The organism is Amycolatopsis ultiminotia, from assembly GCF_039536925.1.
In the GTDB taxonomy this organism is placed as follows: Bacteria; Actinomycetota; Actinomycetes; order Mycobacteriales; family Pseudonocardiaceae; genus Amycolatopsis; species Amycolatopsis ultiminotia.
The window spans coordinates 105,697-123,489 of sequence record NZ_BAAAZN010000009.1 but is presented as its reverse complement, the minus strand read 5'-3'; the positions used below and the strand labels follow the sequence as shown (position 1 = coordinate 123,489).

Sequence of the window (17,793 nt, the reverse complement as noted above, 5' to 3'; positions counted from 1 at the left end):
GTACGTTTCTTGACGGGGACGTGGCGCGTTGGTGAAGCAACACTGAGGGAGTCGGTCATGCTGGAGACATCCCCCGCGGGCGAGGCGGGGACCACGGCGGGCGTGCGCGGGCAGCGTGAACCCAAGTACTGGGCGTTGAAGCAGCATCTGCTCGATCTGCTCGACGCACTGCCGCCGGGCTCGCCGATCCCGACGGAACGGGCACTGGCGGGTGAATTCACGGTGTCGCGCACGACCGTGCGGCAGGCACTGGCGGACCTGACCGCCGAAGGCAGGCTGCACCGGGTGCAGGGCAAGGGCACGTTCGCCGCCGAGCCGAAGCTCGCGCAGCGGCTGCAGTTGTCCTCCTACACCGAGGACATGCGCAAACAGGGCCTGAAGCCGTCGTCGAAACTGCTCGAGCTCGAGGAACTGCCGGTCGAGGGCGAACTCTCGAAACTGCTCGGTATCCGCAACGGCGCGAAGATCCTCCGGCTGCGCCGGCTGCGGCTCGCCGACTCACAGCCGATGGCGCTCGAGACGACGCATCTGCCGCTTGGCCGTTTCCGCGGGCTGCGCAAGCACATCACCGCGGGTGGTTCGCTGTACGCGGTGCTGCGGGAGCACTACGGAGTGGAGCTGGAACGCGCGGAGGAGACGATCGAGACCTCGCTCGCCGGCCCGCAGGAGGCGGAGATGCTCGGCTCGGACGTCGGCATGCCGGTACTGATGCTCACCCGGCATTCCTTCGCCACGGACGGGAAACCGGTCGAGTTCGCCCGCGCGGTCTACCGCGGGGACCGGTACAAGTTCGTCACCACGCTGCTGCCGTGACCGCTGCCCGGTGACCGTGGCCGACCGGTCCGGTATCCGCTGGGGCACCTCCGCGGCGCGCGGGGTGCTGTGCACGACCATCCTCGGCTCCGGCATGGCGATGCTCGACGGCACGATCGTGAACGTCGCGCTGCCCCGGATCGGCGAGCAGCTGCACGCCTCGGTGGCCGGTCTGCAGTGGATCCTGGACGGTTATCTGCTCGCGCTCGCCGCGCTGATCCTGGTGGCGGGCACGCTCGGCGACCGTTACGGGCGCCGCCGGGTCTACCTGGTCGGCGTCGTCTGGTTCGGGCTGGCGTCCGGGTTGTGCGCGGCGGCACCGTCGATCGAGCTGCTGGTGGTCTTCCGGATCCTGCAGGGCATCGGCGGCGCGTTGCTCACCCCCGGGTCGCTGGCCATCCTGCAGGCGTCCTTCTCCCGCGAGGACCGGGCGCGCGCGATCGGCGCGTGGTCCGGACTCGGCGGGCTCGCGTCCGCGGTCGGCCCGCTGCTCGGCGGGTTGCTCGTGCAGGCGTGGTCGTGGCGGCTGGCGTTCTTGATCAACCTGCCGCTGGCCGTGCTGGTGGTGCTGATGGCGCGCAGGTTCGTCCCCGAATCACGCGATCAGGCCGCCACCGGGCATCCGGACTACCGGGCCGCCGCGGTCGGGGCGGTCGGGCTCGCCGGGGTGACCGGTGCACTGGTCGAGGCTCCGGTACGGGGGATCGGCGATCCGGTCGTACTGGTCGCGCTCGTGGCCGGGGTGCTCGGGCTCGGCCTGTTCGTCCGGCTGCAGCACCATGCGACCGAACCACTGGTGCCACCGGCGTTGTTCCGGGACCGGACGTTCACGCTGTCCAATGCGCTCACCTTCGTGGTCTACGCGGCGCTCGGCGGCGTGCTGATGTTGCTGGTGCTGCAGTTGCAGGTTTCGCTGGGCTACTCGCCGACCCTGGCCGGGCTGGCCGGCCTGCCGATCACGATCCTGATGTTGCTGCTGTCCGGCCGTTCCGGGGCACTGGCCCAGCGGATCGGCCCGCGGGCACAGCTCGTGGCGGGTCCGATCGTGCTCGGTGCCGGGATGCTGTTGCTGACCAGGGTCGGACCGGGTTCGTCGTACCTCGGTTCGGTGCTGCCCGCGGTGGTCGTGTTCGGTCTCGGGCTGGCCGCCGTGGTGGCTCCGGTGACCGCCACGGTGCTCGCCGCGGCCCCGGACCGCTACGCCGGGGCCGCCTCCGGGGTCAACAACGCGATCGCCCGATCGGGTGGACTTCTGGCGGTCGCGGTGCTGCCCGCGGCGGCCGGTCTCACCGGTGCCGCCTATCGCGATCCGGCTGCGCTGACCGCAGGCTGGCGGACGGCACTGGTGATCTGCGCGGTACTGGCGGTGGCGGGCGGGCTCATCGCGCTGGGTATCCACAATGGCGTGTTCGGCGCCGCGGACCGGCCGGACGAGTCCCCGCATCCGGGTGACTGCCTGCACTGCGGGGTCGAAGGCCCGCCGACGCACGTCCACCCCGGCACCAGGCAGCGAGGGAGATGATCATGTCCGGCTACGGATTCGTCGGTACCGGGGAGATCACGGCCGCCATCGTGACCGGTCTCGACGGGGCCGATCCGGTGTACCTGTCGCCACGCGGCCGCGAAATCGGACAGGCGCTGGCCGAGCGGTTCCCGAACGTGCAGGTGTGCGGCAGCAACCAGGAGGTCCTCGACCGTGCGGAAACCGTCGTGCTGGCGGTGCGCCCGCAGGTGGTGCGTGCGGTGCTCGAAGAGCTGACCTTCGGGCCGCAGCACGTGGTGATCAGCGCGGTGGCCGCGGTGCGGCTGGATCGGCTGCGCGAGTGGGCCGCACCGGCCACCCGGGTGGTCCGGTCCATCCCGCTGCCGCAAGCCGAGCGGCGGCAGAGCCGCACTGTGGCGTATCCGGACGACGCCGCCGCGCGCCGGCTCTTCGAGCCGCTCGGCGGCCTTGTGGTGCCGGACGACGAGGCGGGACTGGAAGCGTTCAGCGCGGCGACCGCCACCTTCGCCGCGCACCTCGACTACCTCGCCACCATCGCGGGGTGGATGGGCGAGCACGGAGTCGATCCCGATGCGGCGTCCGCGTACCTCACCCACGTGTTCGGACAGCTCGGCCAGTCGCTGTCGGCGGGATCGGGTGCGCTCGCCGAGCTGACCGCCCGGCACACGACTCCGGGCGGAATCAACGAACAGCTGATGACCGACTTGCGCCGCGACGGCGTACCGGACACGGTGCGGCGTGCGCTCGACGCGGTGCTGGACCGGGTGCGCGGCTAGCTGCCACCGGGGTAGGCGAGCAGTTCCGGCGAGCGTGTCAGGAGAGTGTGCGCCATAGACCATCCATTGTGGACGGTCAACGTGGGCTCGCTCACGGATGAGCAACGCAGGGAGTTCTTCGCGCGACTTACTCGTTGAGACAGGCAGCGGTAACGGCCGGGAATCGAGCAGATCGGAATCATGGGCGAGGAGCACAAGGGCACGACGGAGCAGGCCACCAAGCGGGGTCTGCGGCCGGCCTCGGTGGCCGCCGCGGCACTCGCCGCGGTGACTGCGGCGTTGCTGGGTTCGACGCTTGGCGTCGCAGGGACGGTGGTGGGCGCCGGGCTGGCGAGTGTGATCACCACCGTCGGCGGTGAGCTGTACCTGCGTTCGCTGCAGCGCACGCGCGACGCCGCGAAGAAGGCACGCGACAAGCTCGCCACGGCTGGGCAGCGACGTACCCAGGGCGGGCTGCGGCCGGTCAGCGATCCACGGGACGCGCCGACGGTGTACCTGTCCACGGATCTGTCGGAGATGCCGACGGTGCGCATTTCGAAGCTCCAGCCGGGGGAGTCACCCGAGGAGCAACCGGAGGAGCAACCGGAGGCCGAGGAAAGCTTCGGTGCCAAACTCCGCAAGCTGCGCTGGCCGTTGATCATCGGTTCCAGCGTGGTCGCGTTCGCGGCGGCACTGGCCGTGCTGTTCACCCTCGACGGGGTCAGCAACGGAGGGGTGAACACCGGGCTGCTCCCGCAGCGGGACACGAGCCAGCAGGATCGTCAGCAGGACGACCAGCCCACCCAGACGCAGGACGTGCCGACGCCGACCGAGACGCCGTCGGACACGCCGAGCACGGCGCCCTCGACCACGACCACCACCGTCGGGCCGACCACGACCACGTCGCCGACCACGGAAAACCAGGCGCCGCCGTCGAGCACCGGTTCTTCGGCGCCGTCGACCACGCAGAGCCAGCCGGAGTCGAAGGCCCCGGTGCAGCCGAACGCGACCCCGTGAGACTCAGCCGAGCCGGGCGCGCAGCGCCTGTGCGGCGGCCTTCGGGTCGTCGGCCCCGGTGAGCGCACGGACCACGACGATCCGGGACGCTCCGGCGTCGAGCACAGCGGGCAGCCGCTCCTGATCGATGCCGCCGATGGCGAACCACGGCCGGGCAGTGGCGCTTGCCGCGGTCGTGCGCACCAGGTCCAGACCGGGTGCGTGGCGGCCCGGTTTGGTCGGCGTCGGCCAGCACGGGCCGGTGCAGAAGTAGTCCACGCCGTCCTCGGCGGCGGCCGCGGCGGCCTGTTCGGCCGAATGGGTGGAACGGCCGATGACCACGTCGTCGCCGAGGACGCGCCGGGCCAACGGCACCGGGAGGTCGTCCTGCCCCAGGTGCAGCACGTCGGCGCCGACCGCGAGCGCGACGTCCGCGCGGTCGTTCACCGACAGCAGCGCACCGTGGCGCGTGCACGCTTCGGCCAGCACTTCGAGCGCGGCGATCTCCTGCTTGGCCTCGAGCGGGGCGCCATCGGACTTGTCCCGCAGCTGCACGATGTCGACGCCGCCGGCGAGTACCGCGTCGGCGAATTCGGCGAGGTCACCACGGTCGGTGCGGGCGTCGGTGCACAGGTACAGCCGGGCGTCGGCGAGCCGGGCACGGATCTGGTCTCCGGACAGGGCGGGCATGGCGGCGACGTTACCCGCGCGCTACGGTGGAGTGGTCCGCACGGGAGCCCGAGGCACGGGCTGAGAGGGAGCTGCCGCTCCGACCGTGGAACCTGATCCGGGTCATGCCGGCGCAGGGAGCGTGAGTACGAAAGTGAGTTCCGAGCACACAATTGCGACCGTCGTCGGCGGCGGGGTCATCGGGTTGTCGGTCGCCTGGCGTGCCGCGGCCGCCGGGTGGCCGGTGCGGTTGCTCGATCCGGAACCGGTACGCGGTGGTGCCTCGTGGCTGGCCGGCGGCATGCTGGCGCCGGTCACCGAGGCGTGGCCGGGGGAAGAGGACGTGCTCCGGCTGGGTGAGGAGTCGTTGCGGCGGTGGCCGCAGTTCGCGCGGGACCTGTCGGCGGCGGGTATCGATCCCGGGCTGGCCGGGCACGGCACGATCGTGCTCGCGTTCGATTCCGCGGACGCCGGGCACCTCGAGATCCTGGCCGGGCATCTGCGTTCGCTCGGCCGTGCCGTGGAATCGCTGACCAGCCGCGAAGCTCGCCGGCTGGCGCCCGGGATCGGCGCGGTCCGGGGTGGGCTGCACGTGCCGGGAGATCTGGCCGTGGACAACCGGAAGCTGCTCACCGCGCTCGCCGAGGCCGGGGCACAGCAGGGCGTGGAATTCCGCCGCGAGCGGCTGGCGAGCCTCGACGACGTGCCAGGTCCGGTCGTGCTCGCGGCAGGGGCTTGGACCGGACAACTGCATCCGTCGCTGGCGCAGGCGGTGCGCCCGTTGAAGGGGGAAATCCTGCGGTTGCGGCCTCGGCGTGGCTGTCTGCCGCCTCCGCCGCACACCGTGCGCGCGATCGTCGAAGGGCGGCCGATCTACCTCGTGCCGCGTGCAGACGGTGAGCTGGTGCTCGGCGCGACGCAGTACGAAGCGGGCTTCGACCAGGCCGTGACCGCGCGCGGCGTACGCGAGTTGCTTGAGGGCGCGGAGCGGATCCTGCCGGGCATCACGGAGTACGAGCTAGTGGAGACGGCCGCCGGCCTGCGGGCGGGAAGCCGGGACGCGCTGCCGTACGTCGGCGAAGTCGGCGAAGGCGTATACGTCGCGACTGGCCACCACCGCAACGGGCTGTTGATGGCGCCGGTGACCGCAGACGCGGTGCTGGCGTGGCTGGCCGGCGAAGCGCCGCCGGCGGAGATCGCCGCGGCGTCGCCCGCTCGTCTGGAGAAGGAGCGAGTCTGAATGGAGCTCAAGATCAACGGTCAGTGGCAGGAGTTCCCCGACGGGAGCACCGTGTCCGAGGTGCTCGACGCGGTCGGGGCCACCCGGCAGGGGGTGGCTGTCGCGGTGAACGGCGAGGTCGTGCGCCGCGGTGACTGGGCCGCTTCCGTCGTGCCGAAGGGCGCGAGCATCGACGTGCTGACCGCAGTGCAGGGAGGCTGATCGTGGACGATCTCGTCATCGGGGGACACAAGTTCTCCTCGCGGCTGATCATCGGCACCGGTGGTGCGGCGAACCTCGAGGTGCTGGAGCGCTCACTGCTCGCGTCCGGCACCCAACTCACCACGGTCGCTCTGCGCCGGGCCGACGCCGAGGGCGGCTCCGGCGTGCTGGAACTGGTGCGGCGCTTGGACATCGAGCTGTTGCCGAACACCGCGGGCTGCCGGACCGCGGCCGAGGCGGTGCTCACCGCGCAGCTGGCGCGCGAGGCGCTGGACACGGATCTGGTGAAGCTGGAAGTGCACGCGGACGACCGCACCCTGCTGCCCGACCCGCTCGAAACGCTGGAGGCGGCCGAGCGGCTGGTGGCCGACGGGTTCACCGTGTTCGCCTACACCAACGACGATCCGGTGCTGGCCCTGCGGCTGGAGGAGGCAGGCTGCGCCGCGGTGATGCCGCTCGGCGCGCCGATCGGCACCGGTCTCGGCATCCGCAACCCGCACAACATCGAGCTCATCGTGGCGCGCGCGTCGGTCCCGGTGGTGCTCGACGCAGGCATCGGCACGGCGTCCGACGCGGCACTGGCGATGGAACTCGGCTGCGACGCGGTACTGCTTTCGACCGCGGTGACCCGCGCGGCGGACCCGGAACGCATGGCGTCCGCGATGCGCTCCGCGGTGGAGGCGGGATACCTGGCCCGCGGAGCAGGCCGCGTCCCGCAACGGTTCTGGGCACAGGCATCCAGCCCGCCCCGCTAGATCTCGACGACGATCTTGCCGCGCACTCCGCCGTTTTCCAGTGCGCGGTGCGCGTCGGCGATTTCCGCGAGCGGGAACACGCGGTCGACCTTCGGCCGGACTGCGCCGGTGCGCACCAGCCTGCCCAGTTCGGCCAGCAGCGGGGACCGTGGGCTGCCGCTGAAGGCGTACACCGGCCGGGTGCGGCGCAGGGAGTGCGCCGCGATCCAGCCCACCGAACGGGCCAGGTGCGCGGTGTCGAACGAGATCGCCACCATCCGCCCGCGCGGAGTGAGCAGCCGGTGGAAGGCGGGCATACCGGTGCCGACCGTGTCCAGGACGACGTCGAACCGGCCGAGGTCGCCGGGCGCGCGGTAGTCGATCGCCTCGTCCGCGCCGAGTTCCTTCGCCAGATCCAGGTTCGCGGCACTGGCCAGCCCGGTGACGTGCGCGCCCATTTCCTTCCCGAGCTGCACCGCGACGTAGCCGACCCCACCGGTCGCGCCGCGGACCAGCAGCCGTTCGCCGGGTGCAAGGGCAGCCTTGTCTCGGAACGCGGTGATCGCGGTGGTGCCGGCCAGCAGTGCGACGGCTGATGCGAAGTCCACACCGTCCGGCAGGTGGTCGAGCCGGTCGGCCGCCACCGCGACGTACTCGGCCGCGGTACCCGTGCGACGGCCGAGGAGCCCCCACACACGGTCACCGACGGCGAACCGGCTGGAGCCGGGCTCGACGACCTCCCCGGCAAGGTCGACCCCGACCCGCTTGGGAAACCGGTTGCCAGTGAGCGGGCGCAGGTGCCCGGCTCGCATCGACAGCTCACCGCCGTTGACCGAGACCGCGCGCACCCGCACCAGCACCTCGCCCGCTCCGGCGGTGGGCCGCGGGCCAGTGGTTTCGTGCAGTACACCGGCATCGCCGTACCGGTCGTAAGCGGCGAACCGCATTGAAGTGGATGCCATGTGCCATTTCTATCCGGAAAAGCGGACGGGGTCATCCACTTCAGTCGAAGTGAGACATACCCGCAGGTGGTCGCCTCAGTTGGCAGCCGGACGGGATCTCGAACAGGTTCCGGTTCGGCCGCGTGAACGGCTCACTTCGGTGATTTTGCCCGCGCTTGACGCGGACTGAGCACCGATGGGCCGTATGGTTGACGGCACCTTTCCGGCGCACCCTTGCGGCGGGCATCAGCGTCAGGAGGAGCCGACCGTGACTCTTTCGTCGGTCCAGGATGTTTCCGGCAGGTTGTACCTGGCGGTCGGGCGGCTGTCCCGATCGCTGCGGCAGACCGGCATACCCGGACCCGGCCACGGCGCGATCTCCGCGCTGGCCACCCTCGTGCACTTCGGGGAGTTGCGGCTCGGCGATCTCGCGGCGAAGGAGGGGGTCGCGGCGGCGACCATGTCGCGCATCGTGGCCACGCTCGTGGAGGCCGGCTACGTCACGCGGGAGTCCGACCCGATCGACCGCCGTGCATGGCTCGCGCGTGCCACCGAGGAGGGCGAGCGGCTCGTGTCCGGCGTGCGCTCCACCCGGGTGCAGGAGCTGAACAACCGCCTCGACCGGCTCACCCCGGAAGCCCGCGAAGCGCTGACCGCCGCGTTGCCCGCGCTGGAAGCCCTCATTTCCGACGAGGCCTGAGGCGGCTACCGCTCTTCCGGGGCCAGCCGCCAGAACGCGGACACCGGGCCGACCTTCGCACCCATCGGGTACGAGTGTTCGACCGCCTGCGAGACGAACCACTTGCCGTAGCGGGCGGCCTCGACCGGCGGCAGGCCCTTGGCCAGCCCCGCGGTGAGCGCGGACGCCATCGTGTCGCCTGCTCCGTGCGTGTGCGGGGTCAGGTAGCGCGGTCCGGGCAGCTCCACGAACGTCGAACCGTCGAAGAGCAGGTCCACGCACTCCGGATCGGACCGCAGGTGCCCGCTCTTCACGAGGACGTACTTCGGGCCGAGCTGGTGCAGCACCACCGCCGCTGCGTGCATGCCCTCGCGGTCGGTCACCGTCATCCCGGTGAGCAGCCGCACCTCGTCGAGGTTCGGGGTGACCAGGGTCGCGCGCGGGAGCAGCTCCTCGCGCAGCGCGGTGAGCCCGGCTTCGTCGAACAGCGGATGGCCGGTCATCGACGCGGCCACCGGATCGACCACGAACGGGATGGCGGCGTCGCGGCCGATGCCCGCGCGGTCGCAGGCACCCGCCACGGCGTGGATGATCTCCGCGGACGCGAGCATGCCGGTCTTCGCCGCGCCGACGCCCATGTCCGAAGCCACCGCCTCGATCTGCCCCGCCACGATGTGCGGTGGCAGATCCGCGCGGTCGTGCACGCCGAGGGTGTTCTGCACGGTGACCGCGGTGACCGCGACCAGGCCGTGCACCCCGCAGGTGAGGAAGGTGCGCAGATCGGCCTGCAGTCCGGCGGCTCCGCCGGAGTCGGAACCGGCGATGGTCAGCGCCGAAGGTGGGCTCGGGTTGTCCGGCATGGCGATTTCCGGCTTCTCGTGTGGGTCGGCTGTGCTTCCTGCACAGTCCACCACGGTGGCACAGCGTGAGTGCCGTTGCACCACCCGTCGCGCTTCCGGACGATCCGCCTGCGAGCGGGCGGGGTCAGACCTGCTCGGCAATCCACATCAGACGGTGAGCACGAGCTTGCCGGTCACCCGGCCGGCTTCCCCGGTCTCCTGCGCCTTCGCGACGTCCTCGAGCGGGAAGGTCTTGGCCACGTGCACCTTCAGCGCACCGCGTTCGACCAGGTCGAGCAGGCCCAGCAGACCGAGCCGGTCCGGCTCTACGAGCAGCGACGACGTGCGTACCCCGCGCTTGCCCGCTTCCGCCGCGACACTGTCGGCCACCCCGCCGGGCACACTGATCACCAGCCCGTCCTTCTTGACACCGGCCAGCCAGCGCAGATCGCTGCTCTCGCCGACCAGGCCGAACACCACGTCGAGGCCTTCCGCGGTGGCGCTCTCGTCCCGGTAGTCGATGGGCTCGTCCACGCCGATCTCGCGGAGGAAGTCGTGTTTTGCCGCGCTGGCCGTGCCGAGCACCTGCGCGCCGCGTGCCTTGGCGATCTGCACGGCGAGATGGCCGACCCCGCCCGCGGCCGCGTCCACCAGTACGCGCTGTCCACTCCGGACGTTCGCGACGTCCACCAGACCCTGCCACGCGGTCAAACCGGCCAGTGGCAGACCGGCGGCCTCCACATGGGACAGTGCGCCCGGCTTGCGCACGAACTGCCGTGACGGCGCGGTCAGGTACTCGGCGTAGCCGCCGGCCTGGCGTGGAAACCACGGCATGCCCAGCACTTCATCACCTTCGCGCAGGCCGGTGGCGCCGAACCCGACCTGCTCGACGACGCCCGAAACGTCCCAGCCGAGCGTGTACGGCGGTTTGCCCATGAACACTTCGTGCGCCCGTGATTTCCAGTCGACCGGGTTGATGCCTGCCGCGTGCACCCGCACCAGCACCTCGGTCGGGCCGGGCTCGGGGCGGTCGGCTTCGACCAGCTGCAGTACTTCGGTGCCGCCGAATTCCTGCTGGGTCACCACGCGCATATCGGTCCTTCCGCTTCTCGTTGGTGGTGATTCCATGGTCGGTGTAGTGGTCATTTTTCGCCGGCAGGCGCCGCACCGGGGCCGCTTCAGCTGACGTTCGGCAGCTCCAGGGACAACGAGTTCCACAGTGCCTTCATGGCGGCTTCGTTCATTCCGCCAGTGTGGTCGAGGTGTCCGCGAGGCGCCAGAACGGCGAAACCGGGCCGACTCCGGCGCCGAGGGGGTACGCCTCGGCAACGCAACGTTCGATGAACCGCTTCGCCTCCGCCACCGCGGTGGGCACGTCCGCACCCTTCGCGAGTGCGGACGTGATCGCCGATGCCATCGTGTCGCCGCCGCCGTGCGTGTTCTCGGTGGCGATCCGCGGTCCGGACAGCTCGATCGGCTCGGTGCCGTCGGTGAGCAGGTCCACGCAGTCCTCGGCGTCCCGCAGGTGCCCGCCTTTCACCAGCACCCACTGCGAACCGAACTCCAGCAACGCTTCCGCTGCCGTCCGCCGGCTCGCCGCGTCGGTCACCTCGACTCCGGTGAGCAGCCGTACCTCGTCGAGGTTCGGCGTGATCACGGTGGCCCGCGGGAACAATTCGGTGCGGATCGCCTCCAGCGCCTCCTCACGCAGCAATGCGTGCCCGGTCATCGACGCGGCCACCGGATCCACCACGAACGGGGTGTCCGTCCCGCGTCCGATGTGGACTTCGTCGAGGGTTTTCGCCACTGCTTGGATGATCTCCGCGGTGGCCAGCATGCCGGTCTTCGCCGCGTCGACGCCCATGTCCCCGGCGACCGCCTTGATCTGCGCGGTGACCACGTCCGCCGGGATTTCGGTGAAACCCTGCACCCCCAGCGAATTCTGCACGGTGACCGCGGTGAGTGCGACCAGCCCGTGCACGCCGTGGGAGAAGAACGTGCGCAGGTCCGCCTGTACGCCCGCACCACCGCCGGAATCGGATCCGGCGATGGTGAGGGCGGTGTGCGGGGTACTGCTCACTGCCCGACCACGGGCAGGTAGACCTTGCCGCCGCTTTCGGAGAACTCGTTCGACTTCTCCGCCATCCCGGCCTCGATGGCCTCCACAGTGGACAGACCGTGTTCCTCGGCGTACTTGCGCACGTCCTGGGTGATCCGCATGGAGCAGAACTTCGGTCCGCACATGGAGCAGAAGTGCGCGGTCTTCGCCGGTTCCGCGGGCAGCGTCTCGTCGTGGAACGACCGTGCGGTGTCCGGGTCGAGCGACAGGTTGAACTGGTCGTGCCAGCGGAATTCGAAGCGGGCCTTGGACAGTTCGTCGTCCCATTCCTGTGCGTAGGGATGGCCCTTGGCGAGGTCGGCGGCGTGTGCGGCGATCTTGTAGGTGATCACGCCGGTCTTCACGTCGTCGCGATTGGGCAGCCCGAGATGCTCCTTCGGTGTGACGTAGCACAGCATCGCGGTGCCGTACCAGCCGATCTGCGCGGCCCCGATCGCGGAGGTGATGTGATCGTAGGCCGGTGCGATGTCGGTGGTGAGCGGACCGAGGGTGTAGAACGGTGCCTCGCCGGTGAGTTCCTCCTCCAATTCCACGTTTTCCTTGATCTTGTGCATCGGCACGTGGCCGGGGCCCTCGATCATCACCTGCACGTCGTGCTCGCGGGCGATCCGGGTGAGCTCACCGAGGGTTTCCAGTTCGGCGAACTGGGCACGGTCGTTCGCGTCCGCGATCGAGCCGGGGCGAAGGCCGTCGCCGAGGGAGAACGTGACGTCGTACTCGCGCAGTATCTCGCACAGCTCGGAGAAATGCGTGTACAGGAAGGATTCCTGGTGGTGCGCGAGGCACCAGGCGGCCATGATCGACCCGCCGCGGCTGACGATCCCGGTCACCCGCCGTGCGGTCAGCGGGATGTAACGCAGCAGCACCCCGGCGTGCACGGTGACGTAGTCCACGCCCTGCTCGCACTGCTCGAGGATGGTGTCCCGGTAGACCTCCCAGGACAGTTTTTCCGGTTCCCCGTCGACCTTTTCCAGCGCCTGGTAGATCGGCACGGTGCCGACCGGTACCGGGGAATTGCGGATGATCCACTCGCGGGTCTCGTGGATCCGTTTGCCGGTGGACAGGTCCATGATCGTGTCGGCGCCCCAGCGGGTGGCCCACACCATCTTGTCGACCTCCTCCTCCACCGAGGACCAGACGGCCGAATTGCCCATGTTGGCGTTGACCTTCACCAGGAAGTTCTTGCCGATGATCATCGGCTCGCTCTCCGGGTGCTTCCGGTTGACCGGGATGACCGCGCGGCCGCGGGCCACCTCGTCCCGTACGAACTCCGGGGTACACCGTTCACGTGCCGCGATGAACTCCATTTCCCTGGTGATCACCCCGGCTTTCGCCCAGCCGAGCTGGGTGTCGTGCGCCCGGCCGTCCGCCCAGCCGGTCCGCAGCGGATGGAGTCCACTGTGGACGTCAAGCCGCGCGTCCGGATCGGTGTAGGGGCCGGACGTGTCGTACACGTCGAAGTGGTCCCCGTTGGAGAGATCGATCCGCCGCACGGGCACCCGCAGACCGGATTCGGTCTGGTGGTGGACCTTGTGCGAACCGGTGATCGGGCCGGTGGTCACCGACGGTGTGATGGCCGCCCTGCCCTCGTGTGCACTCGCGTTTTCCAGCGTCGTCAACGACGTTCACTCCCTACGCCGGCATTACCCGGTCAGGTTCATGCGGTCGGCGGCACCGGGTGTCCAGCAGACAGACACCAGCCGCCCTCTCAGCCCGCCAAGGCGCGAGCTCCCGCGTTGGGGATGGAGTTGGATTGCGCTTTCGACCATGCCATGCCGGATCGGGTCCGCACAACCCTGACGCTTTGTCGACCTGGGCACGCTTCACCGGATCGGACCAGGCCAGTGGCGGGGATCGACGGGCACAGGTGCCGCGCGCACTCGTGCCGGATACGTCCGCGGGCAACGAAAGTTTCGTCCTCAGTGGACAGAGCACCGTGGATGGACTGCGCGGAATGCGACGTTCGCGCTCGGTACGGGTACTTCGAGTGCCGCACGAGCACCCGTGGTCGTCCGAGTGGCCGCGAACGGATCCGACGGCCGCAAACGGTCCAAGCGGCCGTGAACGGGTGCAGTCGTGGACGGGTGCGGTGCGGCCGCCAACGGGGTGTAGTTGTGGACGGGTGCGGTGTGGCCGCCAACGGGGTGTGGCCGCCAGTGGGGTGTGGCCGCCAGTGGGTGCGGTGCGGCCGCGGACCGGTCAGGCGTCCGCGGGGGTCTTCGGCGGCAGCCAGCTCAGGCCCGGCGTGCCCCACTTGTTGCGTTTGAGCATTTTCTTCGCCGCGCGCGCGTGCCTGCCGACCAGGCGGTCGAGGTAGATGTACCCGTCCAGGTGGTCGGTCTCGTGCTGGAGGCAGCGGGCGAAGTAGCCGGTGCCCTCGACCTCGATCGGGGCACCGTGCACGTCGAAGCCGGTCACCTTGGCCCAGCTCGCGCGACCGGTCGGGTACGACTCGCCGGGGGCGGACAGGCAGCCCTCCCAGTCGTCGTCCGGGTCCGGCATGGTCTCCGGGATCTCCGAGGTCGTCAGCTTCGGGTTGACCACGACGCCGCGGTGCTGCACGCCCTCGTCATCCGGGCAGTCGTACACGAACACGCGCAGGTCGAGGCCGATCTGGTTGGCCGCGAGGCCCACGCCGTCGGCCTCGTACATGGTCTCGAACATGTCCTCGGCGAGCGTGCGCAACTCGTCGTCGAACTCGGTGATCTCCCGCGTCGGGTGGTGCAGCACGGGATCGCCGGCGATGCGGATGGGGTGGACGGTCACGGGCGGCGAGTTTAGTCGGACCCTTCTGCTACACCTGGAACCGACCGTGACGCGCCGTGCCGGATACCCATGTCGAGCATGGGTTCCGTGGTTGAATGACGCCCGCGGAAGCGACAGCCGAGACCGATTGCGAGGACCGCATGGACGCCGCGGAGTCGATGGCGGAGGACCAGCCGTCGCGGCCGGACACCGTGGGTGGACTGACCGAGCGTGAGCTGGACATCCTCGCGTTCGAGCGGCAGTGGTGGCGGCACGCCGGTGCGAAGGAGAACGCCATCCGGGAACGGTTCGCACTGTCCTCGACCCGCTACTACCAGCTGCTCAACACGCTGCTGGCGAAGCCGGAGGCGGTGGCTGCCGACCCGATGCTGGTGAAGCGGCTGCGCAAGACCCGCGCGGCACGGCAGCGCAAACGGGGCGCACGGCGGCTGGGGATCGAACTGTCATGAGCTTCTTCTCGGGACTGTCCCGGCCGCTGCGTGCTGCGGGCGTCGCACTGATCGGGGTCGCCGTGGTCGCCGCGGTGATCGGCGGCGTGAGCGTGCTCAACACCTCCGGATCCGACGACAACGACAACGCGGGCCCGGCCACCTCGGGTGCGCCGTCCGCGCCCGGCGGATCGACCTCCGGCCCGGCGCCGGGTTCGTCCTCGTCCGCACCGCCCTCGTCCTCGGCCCCGGCGTCGCCGTCCTCGTCCGCCCCGTCCTCGCCCGCTTCCACCGCTCCGGGCCAGGCACCCCCCGGATCGGGTCCGGCAGGTCAGCCCGGTCGGCCCGGCGGCGCGCCGGGCAACGACCAGCAGGCCTCGAACAAGTGGGTCACCCTGCGGGTCTACAACAACTCGCTGGTCAAGCACCTCGCCGAACAGGCCGCCGGCGACTTCCGTGGCGCGGGCTGGAACGTGGCCGAGGTCGGCAACTACTCCGACGGCGTGATCCCGAAGACCACCGCCTACTTCCGGCCCGGCACCGACGAGGAGGCCGCGGCCAGGCAACTGGCCGGCGAGTTCGGCTTCGACGCCCAGCCACGGTTCGAGGGCATCGCCAACTCCAGCCCCGGCGTCATCGTGATCATCACCAAGGACTACCAGAGCCACAAGGGCAGCTGACCCGGCTCCGGCCTTCAGACGACAACCCACCGCGGCGCTGCCGAGCCCGCCGGACCGAACACAGGCCGGAGCCGGCGCGGGTGGGCCGGGAACCGGCGGCCGAGTGGCCCCGCCGCCGATGCGCCGGGCCTGCGGCGGTTTACCGCTCCTGCTGGGCTTGTGCGTACGCGGCCAGTTCGGCCAGTTGCGTCGGGTCCAGCGAAGGCCGCACGACCGAACGGGCCCGCTCCAGATGTGCGGCGGTGACCTCGCGTGCTTCCAGTGACTCGCGCATTGCGGTGAGGGCCGCTTCCCGGATCAGGGCCGCACAGTCCGCGGCCGAATACCCCTCCAGCGCTTCGGCGACCGCGGGCAGGTCCACATCGGACGCCAGCGGGGTGTGTTTCGCGGTTGCGGAGAGGATGGCCACGCGGGATTCCGCGTCCGGTGGTGGCACGTAGATCCGCCGTTCGAGCCTGCCCGGCCGCAGCAGGGCGGGGTCGACCAGCTCCGGCCGGTTTGTCGCGCCGAGCACGACCACCTCGCGCATCGGCTCCACGCCGTCGAGTTCGGTGAGCAGCGCGGCCACCACCCGGTCGGCCACGCCGGAGTCGGACGACTGGCCACGGCGCGGTGCCAGTGCGTCGATCTCGTCGAGGAAGATCAGCGCGGGCGCGGCCTCGGCGGCGCGGCGGAAGAGGTCCCGCACCGCGCGTTCGGACTCGCCGACCCACTTGTCCAGCAGTTCGGCGCCCTTGATCGCGAACACGTTCAGCGCGCCGGCCCCGGCCAGCGCCCGGACCAGGAACGTCTTGCCGCCGCCGGGCGGACCGTAGAGCAGCACCCCGCGGGGTGGTTCGACGCCGAGCCGGGCGAACGAATCGGGGTAGCGCAGCGGCCAGAGCACCGTCTCGGTCAGTGCTTCCTTCACCGACGTCATGTTGCCGACGTCGTCGAGGGTGAGCCCGCCGGTGGCCAGGTTGTCCGAAGTGGACAACGAGATCGGCCGTACGGTGGCGAGCGCGTCGAGCAGGTCCTGCTGGGAAATCCGGGGTTCGTCGACGTCCCGCTGGCGCAACGCGGCCCGCAGCGCCGCATCCCGGCGCAGGGCGAGCAGATCGGCGGCCACGAATCCGGGCGTCCGTTCGGCGAGCACGCCCAGGTCGGCAGCGGGTTCCACCGGGACGTCCCGCAACAGGACGCGCAGCAGCTGCACCCGGGTCCTGGCGTCGGGCAGCGGCAGGCTCAGCTCGCGGTCGAGCAGATCGGTGGCGCGCAACCTGGGGTCGGCGGCCTCGGCACGCGCCGTCGTGGCCACCACCGCCAGTCCGGAACGGCGCAGCGCGCCCCGCAGTTCCTCCAGCACCACCGTGGCCACCGGCGGTGGCTGGGTGGCGGGCAGCAGTGCGTCGATGTCGTTGATCAGCAGCACGCCGGGGCCGTCCCCTTCGGCGGCAAGCTCGATCGCCTCGCGCAGCCGGCCGTGCGCGGCACCCGGTTCCAGTACCGCGATGTTCGGTGCGGTCAACGTGACCACCCGGACCTTCTCGGCCTTCGCGACCGACCGTACGAGCGTCGCCTTGCCGACGCCCTCCGGCCCGGACAGCAGGACGCCAAGCTGTGCTGATGTGCCTAGTCGCGCCAGCAGGTCACGGCGGTGGAAAGCCAGGTCGAACCACTCGGCGAGCTTGCGTGCGGTGCCCTCGGCGCCCACCAGATCGGCGACCGGCGGCACCGGCTCTTCTTCACCGGCCCCGGTGACCACTTCCTCGACGATTTCCGCTTCGAGGTAGTCCTCGGCCGCGGTCACCGCGGTGCTGCGCACCAGCGCGGTCGCAGTGCGCACCGGTGGCTGCTGCGTGCCTGCCGGTTCGCCGGTGCGCGCGCCGTCCCGCCAGCTGACCACTGTGGACGGCCCGACGACCACTGCGTCGTCCGGTTCGGTTGCGGTGACGGTGAGCAGCTCGTTGGTCCAGGTCGTCCCGATCACGCGGGAGAGCTGTCCCCGCACGGCGGCGACGTCGGAGCCCGGTGCGGGGGAAAGGTCCTGCGGCAGCAGGGAGACCGCGTCGCCGCGGGTGAGCACCTTGCCGGTGAGCGCGAGCCGCAACGTCTGCGGCGGCACCGAGGCGGCGGCGAGCCGTGATCCGGAAACGGTGACCGTCCGCGCCGCCGTGACCTCGGCGGGGGTGACCACGACCTCCCCGCCTTCGGTGATTCCGAGGTTGGACATCGTCACGTCGTCGGCGAGCACCACACCGGGGGTGCTCGCCTCCTCGGCGGGCGCGGCGAGCGCGGCACTGCGCCTGGCGCCGGTGAGGTGCACGACGTCCCAGGCACGCAGGCCCAGCGCGTCGAGCACCTCCGGGTGCAACCGCACCACCCCTCGTCGGGAGTCGAGCGCGGACGGCGTGTGCCGGACGGTCAGGGTGATCTGCGGGTCGCTCACC

The 17,793-nt window shown here is 70.7% G+C and carries 18 protein-coding genes and 1 riboswitch; of the genes, 10 read left to right on the top strand and 8 right to left on the bottom strand.

All coding sequences use genetic code 11. The features are described 5' to 3' along the window. Nucleotides 1-57: 57 nt before the first annotated feature. The 4 genes from ABD793_RS21630 to ABD793_RS21615 all read left to right on the top strand — a co-directional run bounded on the left by ABD793_RS21630 (nucleotide 58) and on the right by ABD793_RS21615 (nucleotide 4,089). Nucleotides 58-813, top strand: coding sequence for a GntR family transcriptional regulator (locus tag ABD793_RS21630; protein WP_344862719.1), 756 nt, complete (start codon nucleotides 58-60; stop codon nucleotides 811-813). A 10-nt stretch (nucleotides 814-823) separates the two neighbouring features. Then, nucleotides 824-2,335, top strand: a complete 1,512-nt coding sequence (locus ABD793_RS21625; protein WP_344862717.1) for an MFS transporter — start codon at nucleotides 824-826, stop codon at nucleotides 2,333-2,335. A 2-nt stretch (nucleotides 2,336-2,337) separates the two neighbouring features. Beyond that, entirely contained in the window at nucleotides 2,338-3,093 is a 756-nt protein-coding gene (locus tag ABD793_RS21620) for an NAD(P)-binding domain-containing protein (protein ID WP_344862715.1), read from the top strand. Nucleotides 3,094-3,273: 180 nt separating this feature from the next. Then, entirely contained in the window at nucleotides 3,274-4,089 is an 816-nt protein-coding gene (locus ABD793_RS21615) for a hypothetical protein (RefSeq protein ID WP_344862713.1), read from the top strand. A gap of 3 nt (nucleotides 4,090-4,092) precedes the next feature. Here the strand turns inward: ABD793_RS21615 and thiE are convergent, their stop codons facing one another. Continuing rightward, nucleotides 4,093-4,758, bottom strand: coding sequence for a thiamine phosphate synthase (gene thiE / locus ABD793_RS21610; RefSeq protein ID WP_344862711.1), 666 nt, complete (start codon nucleotides 4,756-4,758; stop codon nucleotides 4,093-4,095). Nucleotides 4,759-4,788: 30 nt separating this feature from the next. Then, nucleotides 4,789-4,894, top strand: a riboswitch (TPP riboswitch). Between thiE and thiO the strand changes: the two genes are divergently transcribed. The 3 genes from thiO (at nucleotide 4,880) to thiG (ending at nucleotide 6,933) form a co-directional block, all read left to right on the top strand. After that, nucleotides 4,880-5,977: a glycine oxidase ThiO gene (gene thiO / locus ABD793_RS21605; protein ID WP_425548733.1), complete on the top strand. Its 1,098-nt coding sequence runs from the start codon at nucleotides 4,880-4,882 to the stop codon at nucleotides 5,975-5,977. (Overlaps the previous riboswitch by 15 nt.) After that, on the top strand, nucleotides 5,978-6,178 hold the full coding sequence (gene thiS, locus ABD793_RS21600; protein ID WP_344862709.1) for a sulfur carrier protein ThiS: 201 nt from the start codon (nucleotides 5,978-5,980) through the stop codon (nucleotides 6,176-6,178). It begins immediately after the preceding gene. Between the two features lie 2 nt (nucleotides 6,179-6,180). Continuing rightward, on the top strand, nucleotides 6,181-6,933 hold the full coding sequence (thiG, locus tag ABD793_RS21595) for a thiazole synthase (protein WP_425548732.1): 753 nt from the start codon (nucleotides 6,181-6,183) through the stop codon (nucleotides 6,931-6,933). Here thiG and ABD793_RS21590 read toward each other — a convergent pair. Further along, nucleotides 6,930-7,874, bottom strand: a complete 945-nt coding sequence (locus tag ABD793_RS21590; RefSeq protein ID WP_344862707.1) for an NAD(P)-dependent alcohol dehydrogenase — start codon at nucleotides 7,872-7,874, stop codon at nucleotides 6,930-6,932. The two genes, thiG and ABD793_RS21590, sit on opposite strands and share 4 nt — an antisense overlap. 247 nt (nucleotides 7,875-8,121) lie before the next feature. On the opposite strand from ABD793_RS21590, the gene ABD793_RS21585 reads away from it, so the two are divergent. Beyond that, entirely contained in the window at nucleotides 8,122-8,553 is a 432-nt protein-coding gene (locus tag ABD793_RS21585; RefSeq protein WP_344862705.1) for a MarR family winged helix-turn-helix transcriptional regulator, read from the top strand. A 5-nt stretch (nucleotides 8,554-8,558) separates the two neighbouring features. Here the strand turns inward: ABD793_RS21585 and thiD (ABD793_RS21580) are convergent, their stop codons facing one another. The 5 genes from thiD (ABD793_RS21580) to ABD793_RS21560 form a co-directional block, all read right to left on the bottom strand. Continuing rightward, nucleotides 8,559-9,392 carry a bifunctional hydroxymethylpyrimidine kinase/phosphomethylpyrimidine kinase gene (gene thiD, locus ABD793_RS21580; protein WP_344862702.1) on the bottom strand — a complete coding sequence of 278 codons (834 nt, stop codon included), beginning with the start codon at nucleotides 9,390-9,392 and terminating at the stop codon, nucleotides 8,559-8,561. Nucleotides 9,393-9,539: 147 nt separating this feature from the next. Beyond that, nucleotides 9,540-10,463 (bottom strand): NADP-dependent oxidoreductase, encoded by a 924-nt coding sequence (locus tag ABD793_RS21575; protein WP_344862700.1) that lies wholly within the window; start codon nucleotides 10,461-10,463, stop codon nucleotides 9,540-9,542. A gap of 148 nt (nucleotides 10,464-10,611) precedes the next feature. Further along, complete coding sequence (thiD, locus tag ABD793_RS21570; protein WP_344862698.1) at nucleotides 10,612-11,451, bottom strand: bifunctional hydroxymethylpyrimidine kinase/phosphomethylpyrimidine kinase; 840 nt, start codon at nucleotides 11,449-11,451, stop codon at nucleotides 10,612-10,614. Continuing rightward, the gene (gene thiC / locus ABD793_RS21565) at nucleotides 11,448-13,109 is read right to left on the bottom strand and encodes a phosphomethylpyrimidine synthase ThiC (protein ID WP_344862696.1); all 1,662 of its coding nucleotides are present in this window, start codon (nucleotides 13,107-13,109) and stop codon (nucleotides 11,448-11,450) included. The genes thiD (ABD793_RS21570) and thiC overlap by 4 nt, the downstream gene beginning before the upstream one ends. Before the next feature lie 580 nt (nucleotides 13,110-13,689). Then, nucleotides 13,690-14,256 carry a peptide deformylase gene (locus ABD793_RS21560; protein WP_344862694.1) on the bottom strand — a complete coding sequence of 189 codons (567 nt, stop codon included), beginning with the start codon at nucleotides 14,254-14,256 and terminating at the stop codon, nucleotides 13,690-13,692. A 140-nt stretch (nucleotides 14,257-14,396) separates the two neighbouring features. On the opposite strand from ABD793_RS21560, the gene ABD793_RS21555 reads away from it, so the two are divergent. Both ABD793_RS21555 and ABD793_RS21550 read left to right on the top strand, forming a co-directional pair. Next, entirely contained in the window at nucleotides 14,397-14,705 is a 309-nt protein-coding gene (locus ABD793_RS21555; protein ID WP_344863104.1) for a DUF3263 domain-containing protein, read from the top strand. After that, nucleotides 14,702-15,364 carry a LytR C-terminal domain-containing protein gene (locus tag ABD793_RS21550; protein ID WP_344862692.1) on the top strand — a complete coding sequence of 221 codons (663 nt, stop codon included), beginning with the start codon at nucleotides 14,702-14,704 and terminating at the stop codon, nucleotides 15,362-15,364. Before ABD793_RS21555 ends, ABD793_RS21550 begins: the two co-directional genes overlap by 4 nt. Before the next feature lie 139 nt (nucleotides 15,365-15,503). Here the strand turns inward: ABD793_RS21550 and ABD793_RS21545 are convergent, their stop codons facing one another. After that, nucleotides 15,504-17,792 carry an AAA family ATPase gene (locus ABD793_RS21545; RefSeq protein WP_344862690.1) on the bottom strand — a complete coding sequence of 763 codons (2,289 nt, stop codon included), beginning with the start codon at nucleotides 17,790-17,792 and terminating at the stop codon, nucleotides 15,504-15,506. Between the last annotated feature and the right edge of the window lies 1 nt (nucleotide 17,793).

Coding starts and splice junctions, on each gene's coding strand:
- thiE (WP_344862711.1), bottom strand. CDS start 4,758: ATGCCCGCCCTGTCCGGAGACCAGATCCGTGCCCGGCTCGCCGACGCC.
- ABD793_RS21630 (WP_344862719.1), top strand. CDS start 58: ATGCTGGAGACATCCCCCGCGGGCGAGGCGGGGACCACGGCGGGCGTG.
- ABD793_RS21575 (WP_344862700.1), bottom strand. CDS start 10,463: ATGCGCGTGGTGACCCAGCAGGAATTCGGCGGCACCGAAGTACTGCAG.
- ABD793_RS21550 (WP_344862692.1), top strand. CDS start 14,702: ATGAGCTTCTTCTCGGGACTGTCCCGGCCGCTGCGTGCTGCGGGCGTC.
- ABD793_RS21620 (WP_344862715.1), top strand. CDS start 2,338: ATGTCCGGCTACGGATTCGTCGGTACCGGGGAGATCACGGCCGCCATC.
- thiS (WP_344862709.1), top strand. CDS start 5,978: ATGGAGCTCAAGATCAACGGTCAGTGGCAGGAGTTCCCCGACGGGAGC.
- ABD793_RS21615 (WP_344862713.1), top strand. CDS start 3,274: ATGGGCGAGGAGCACAAGGGCACGACGGAGCAGGCCACCAAGCGGGGT.
- ABD793_RS21555 (WP_344863104.1), top strand. CDS start 14,397: ATGGACGCCGCGGAGTCGATGGCGGAGGACCAGCCGTCGCGGCCGGAC.
- thiD (WP_344862702.1), bottom strand. CDS start 9,392: ATGCCGGACAACCCGAGCCCACCTTCGGCGCTGACCATCGCCGGTTCC.
- ABD793_RS21590 (WP_344862707.1), bottom strand. CDS start 7,874: ATGGCATCCACTTCAATGCGGTTCGCCGCTTACGACCGGTACGGCGAT.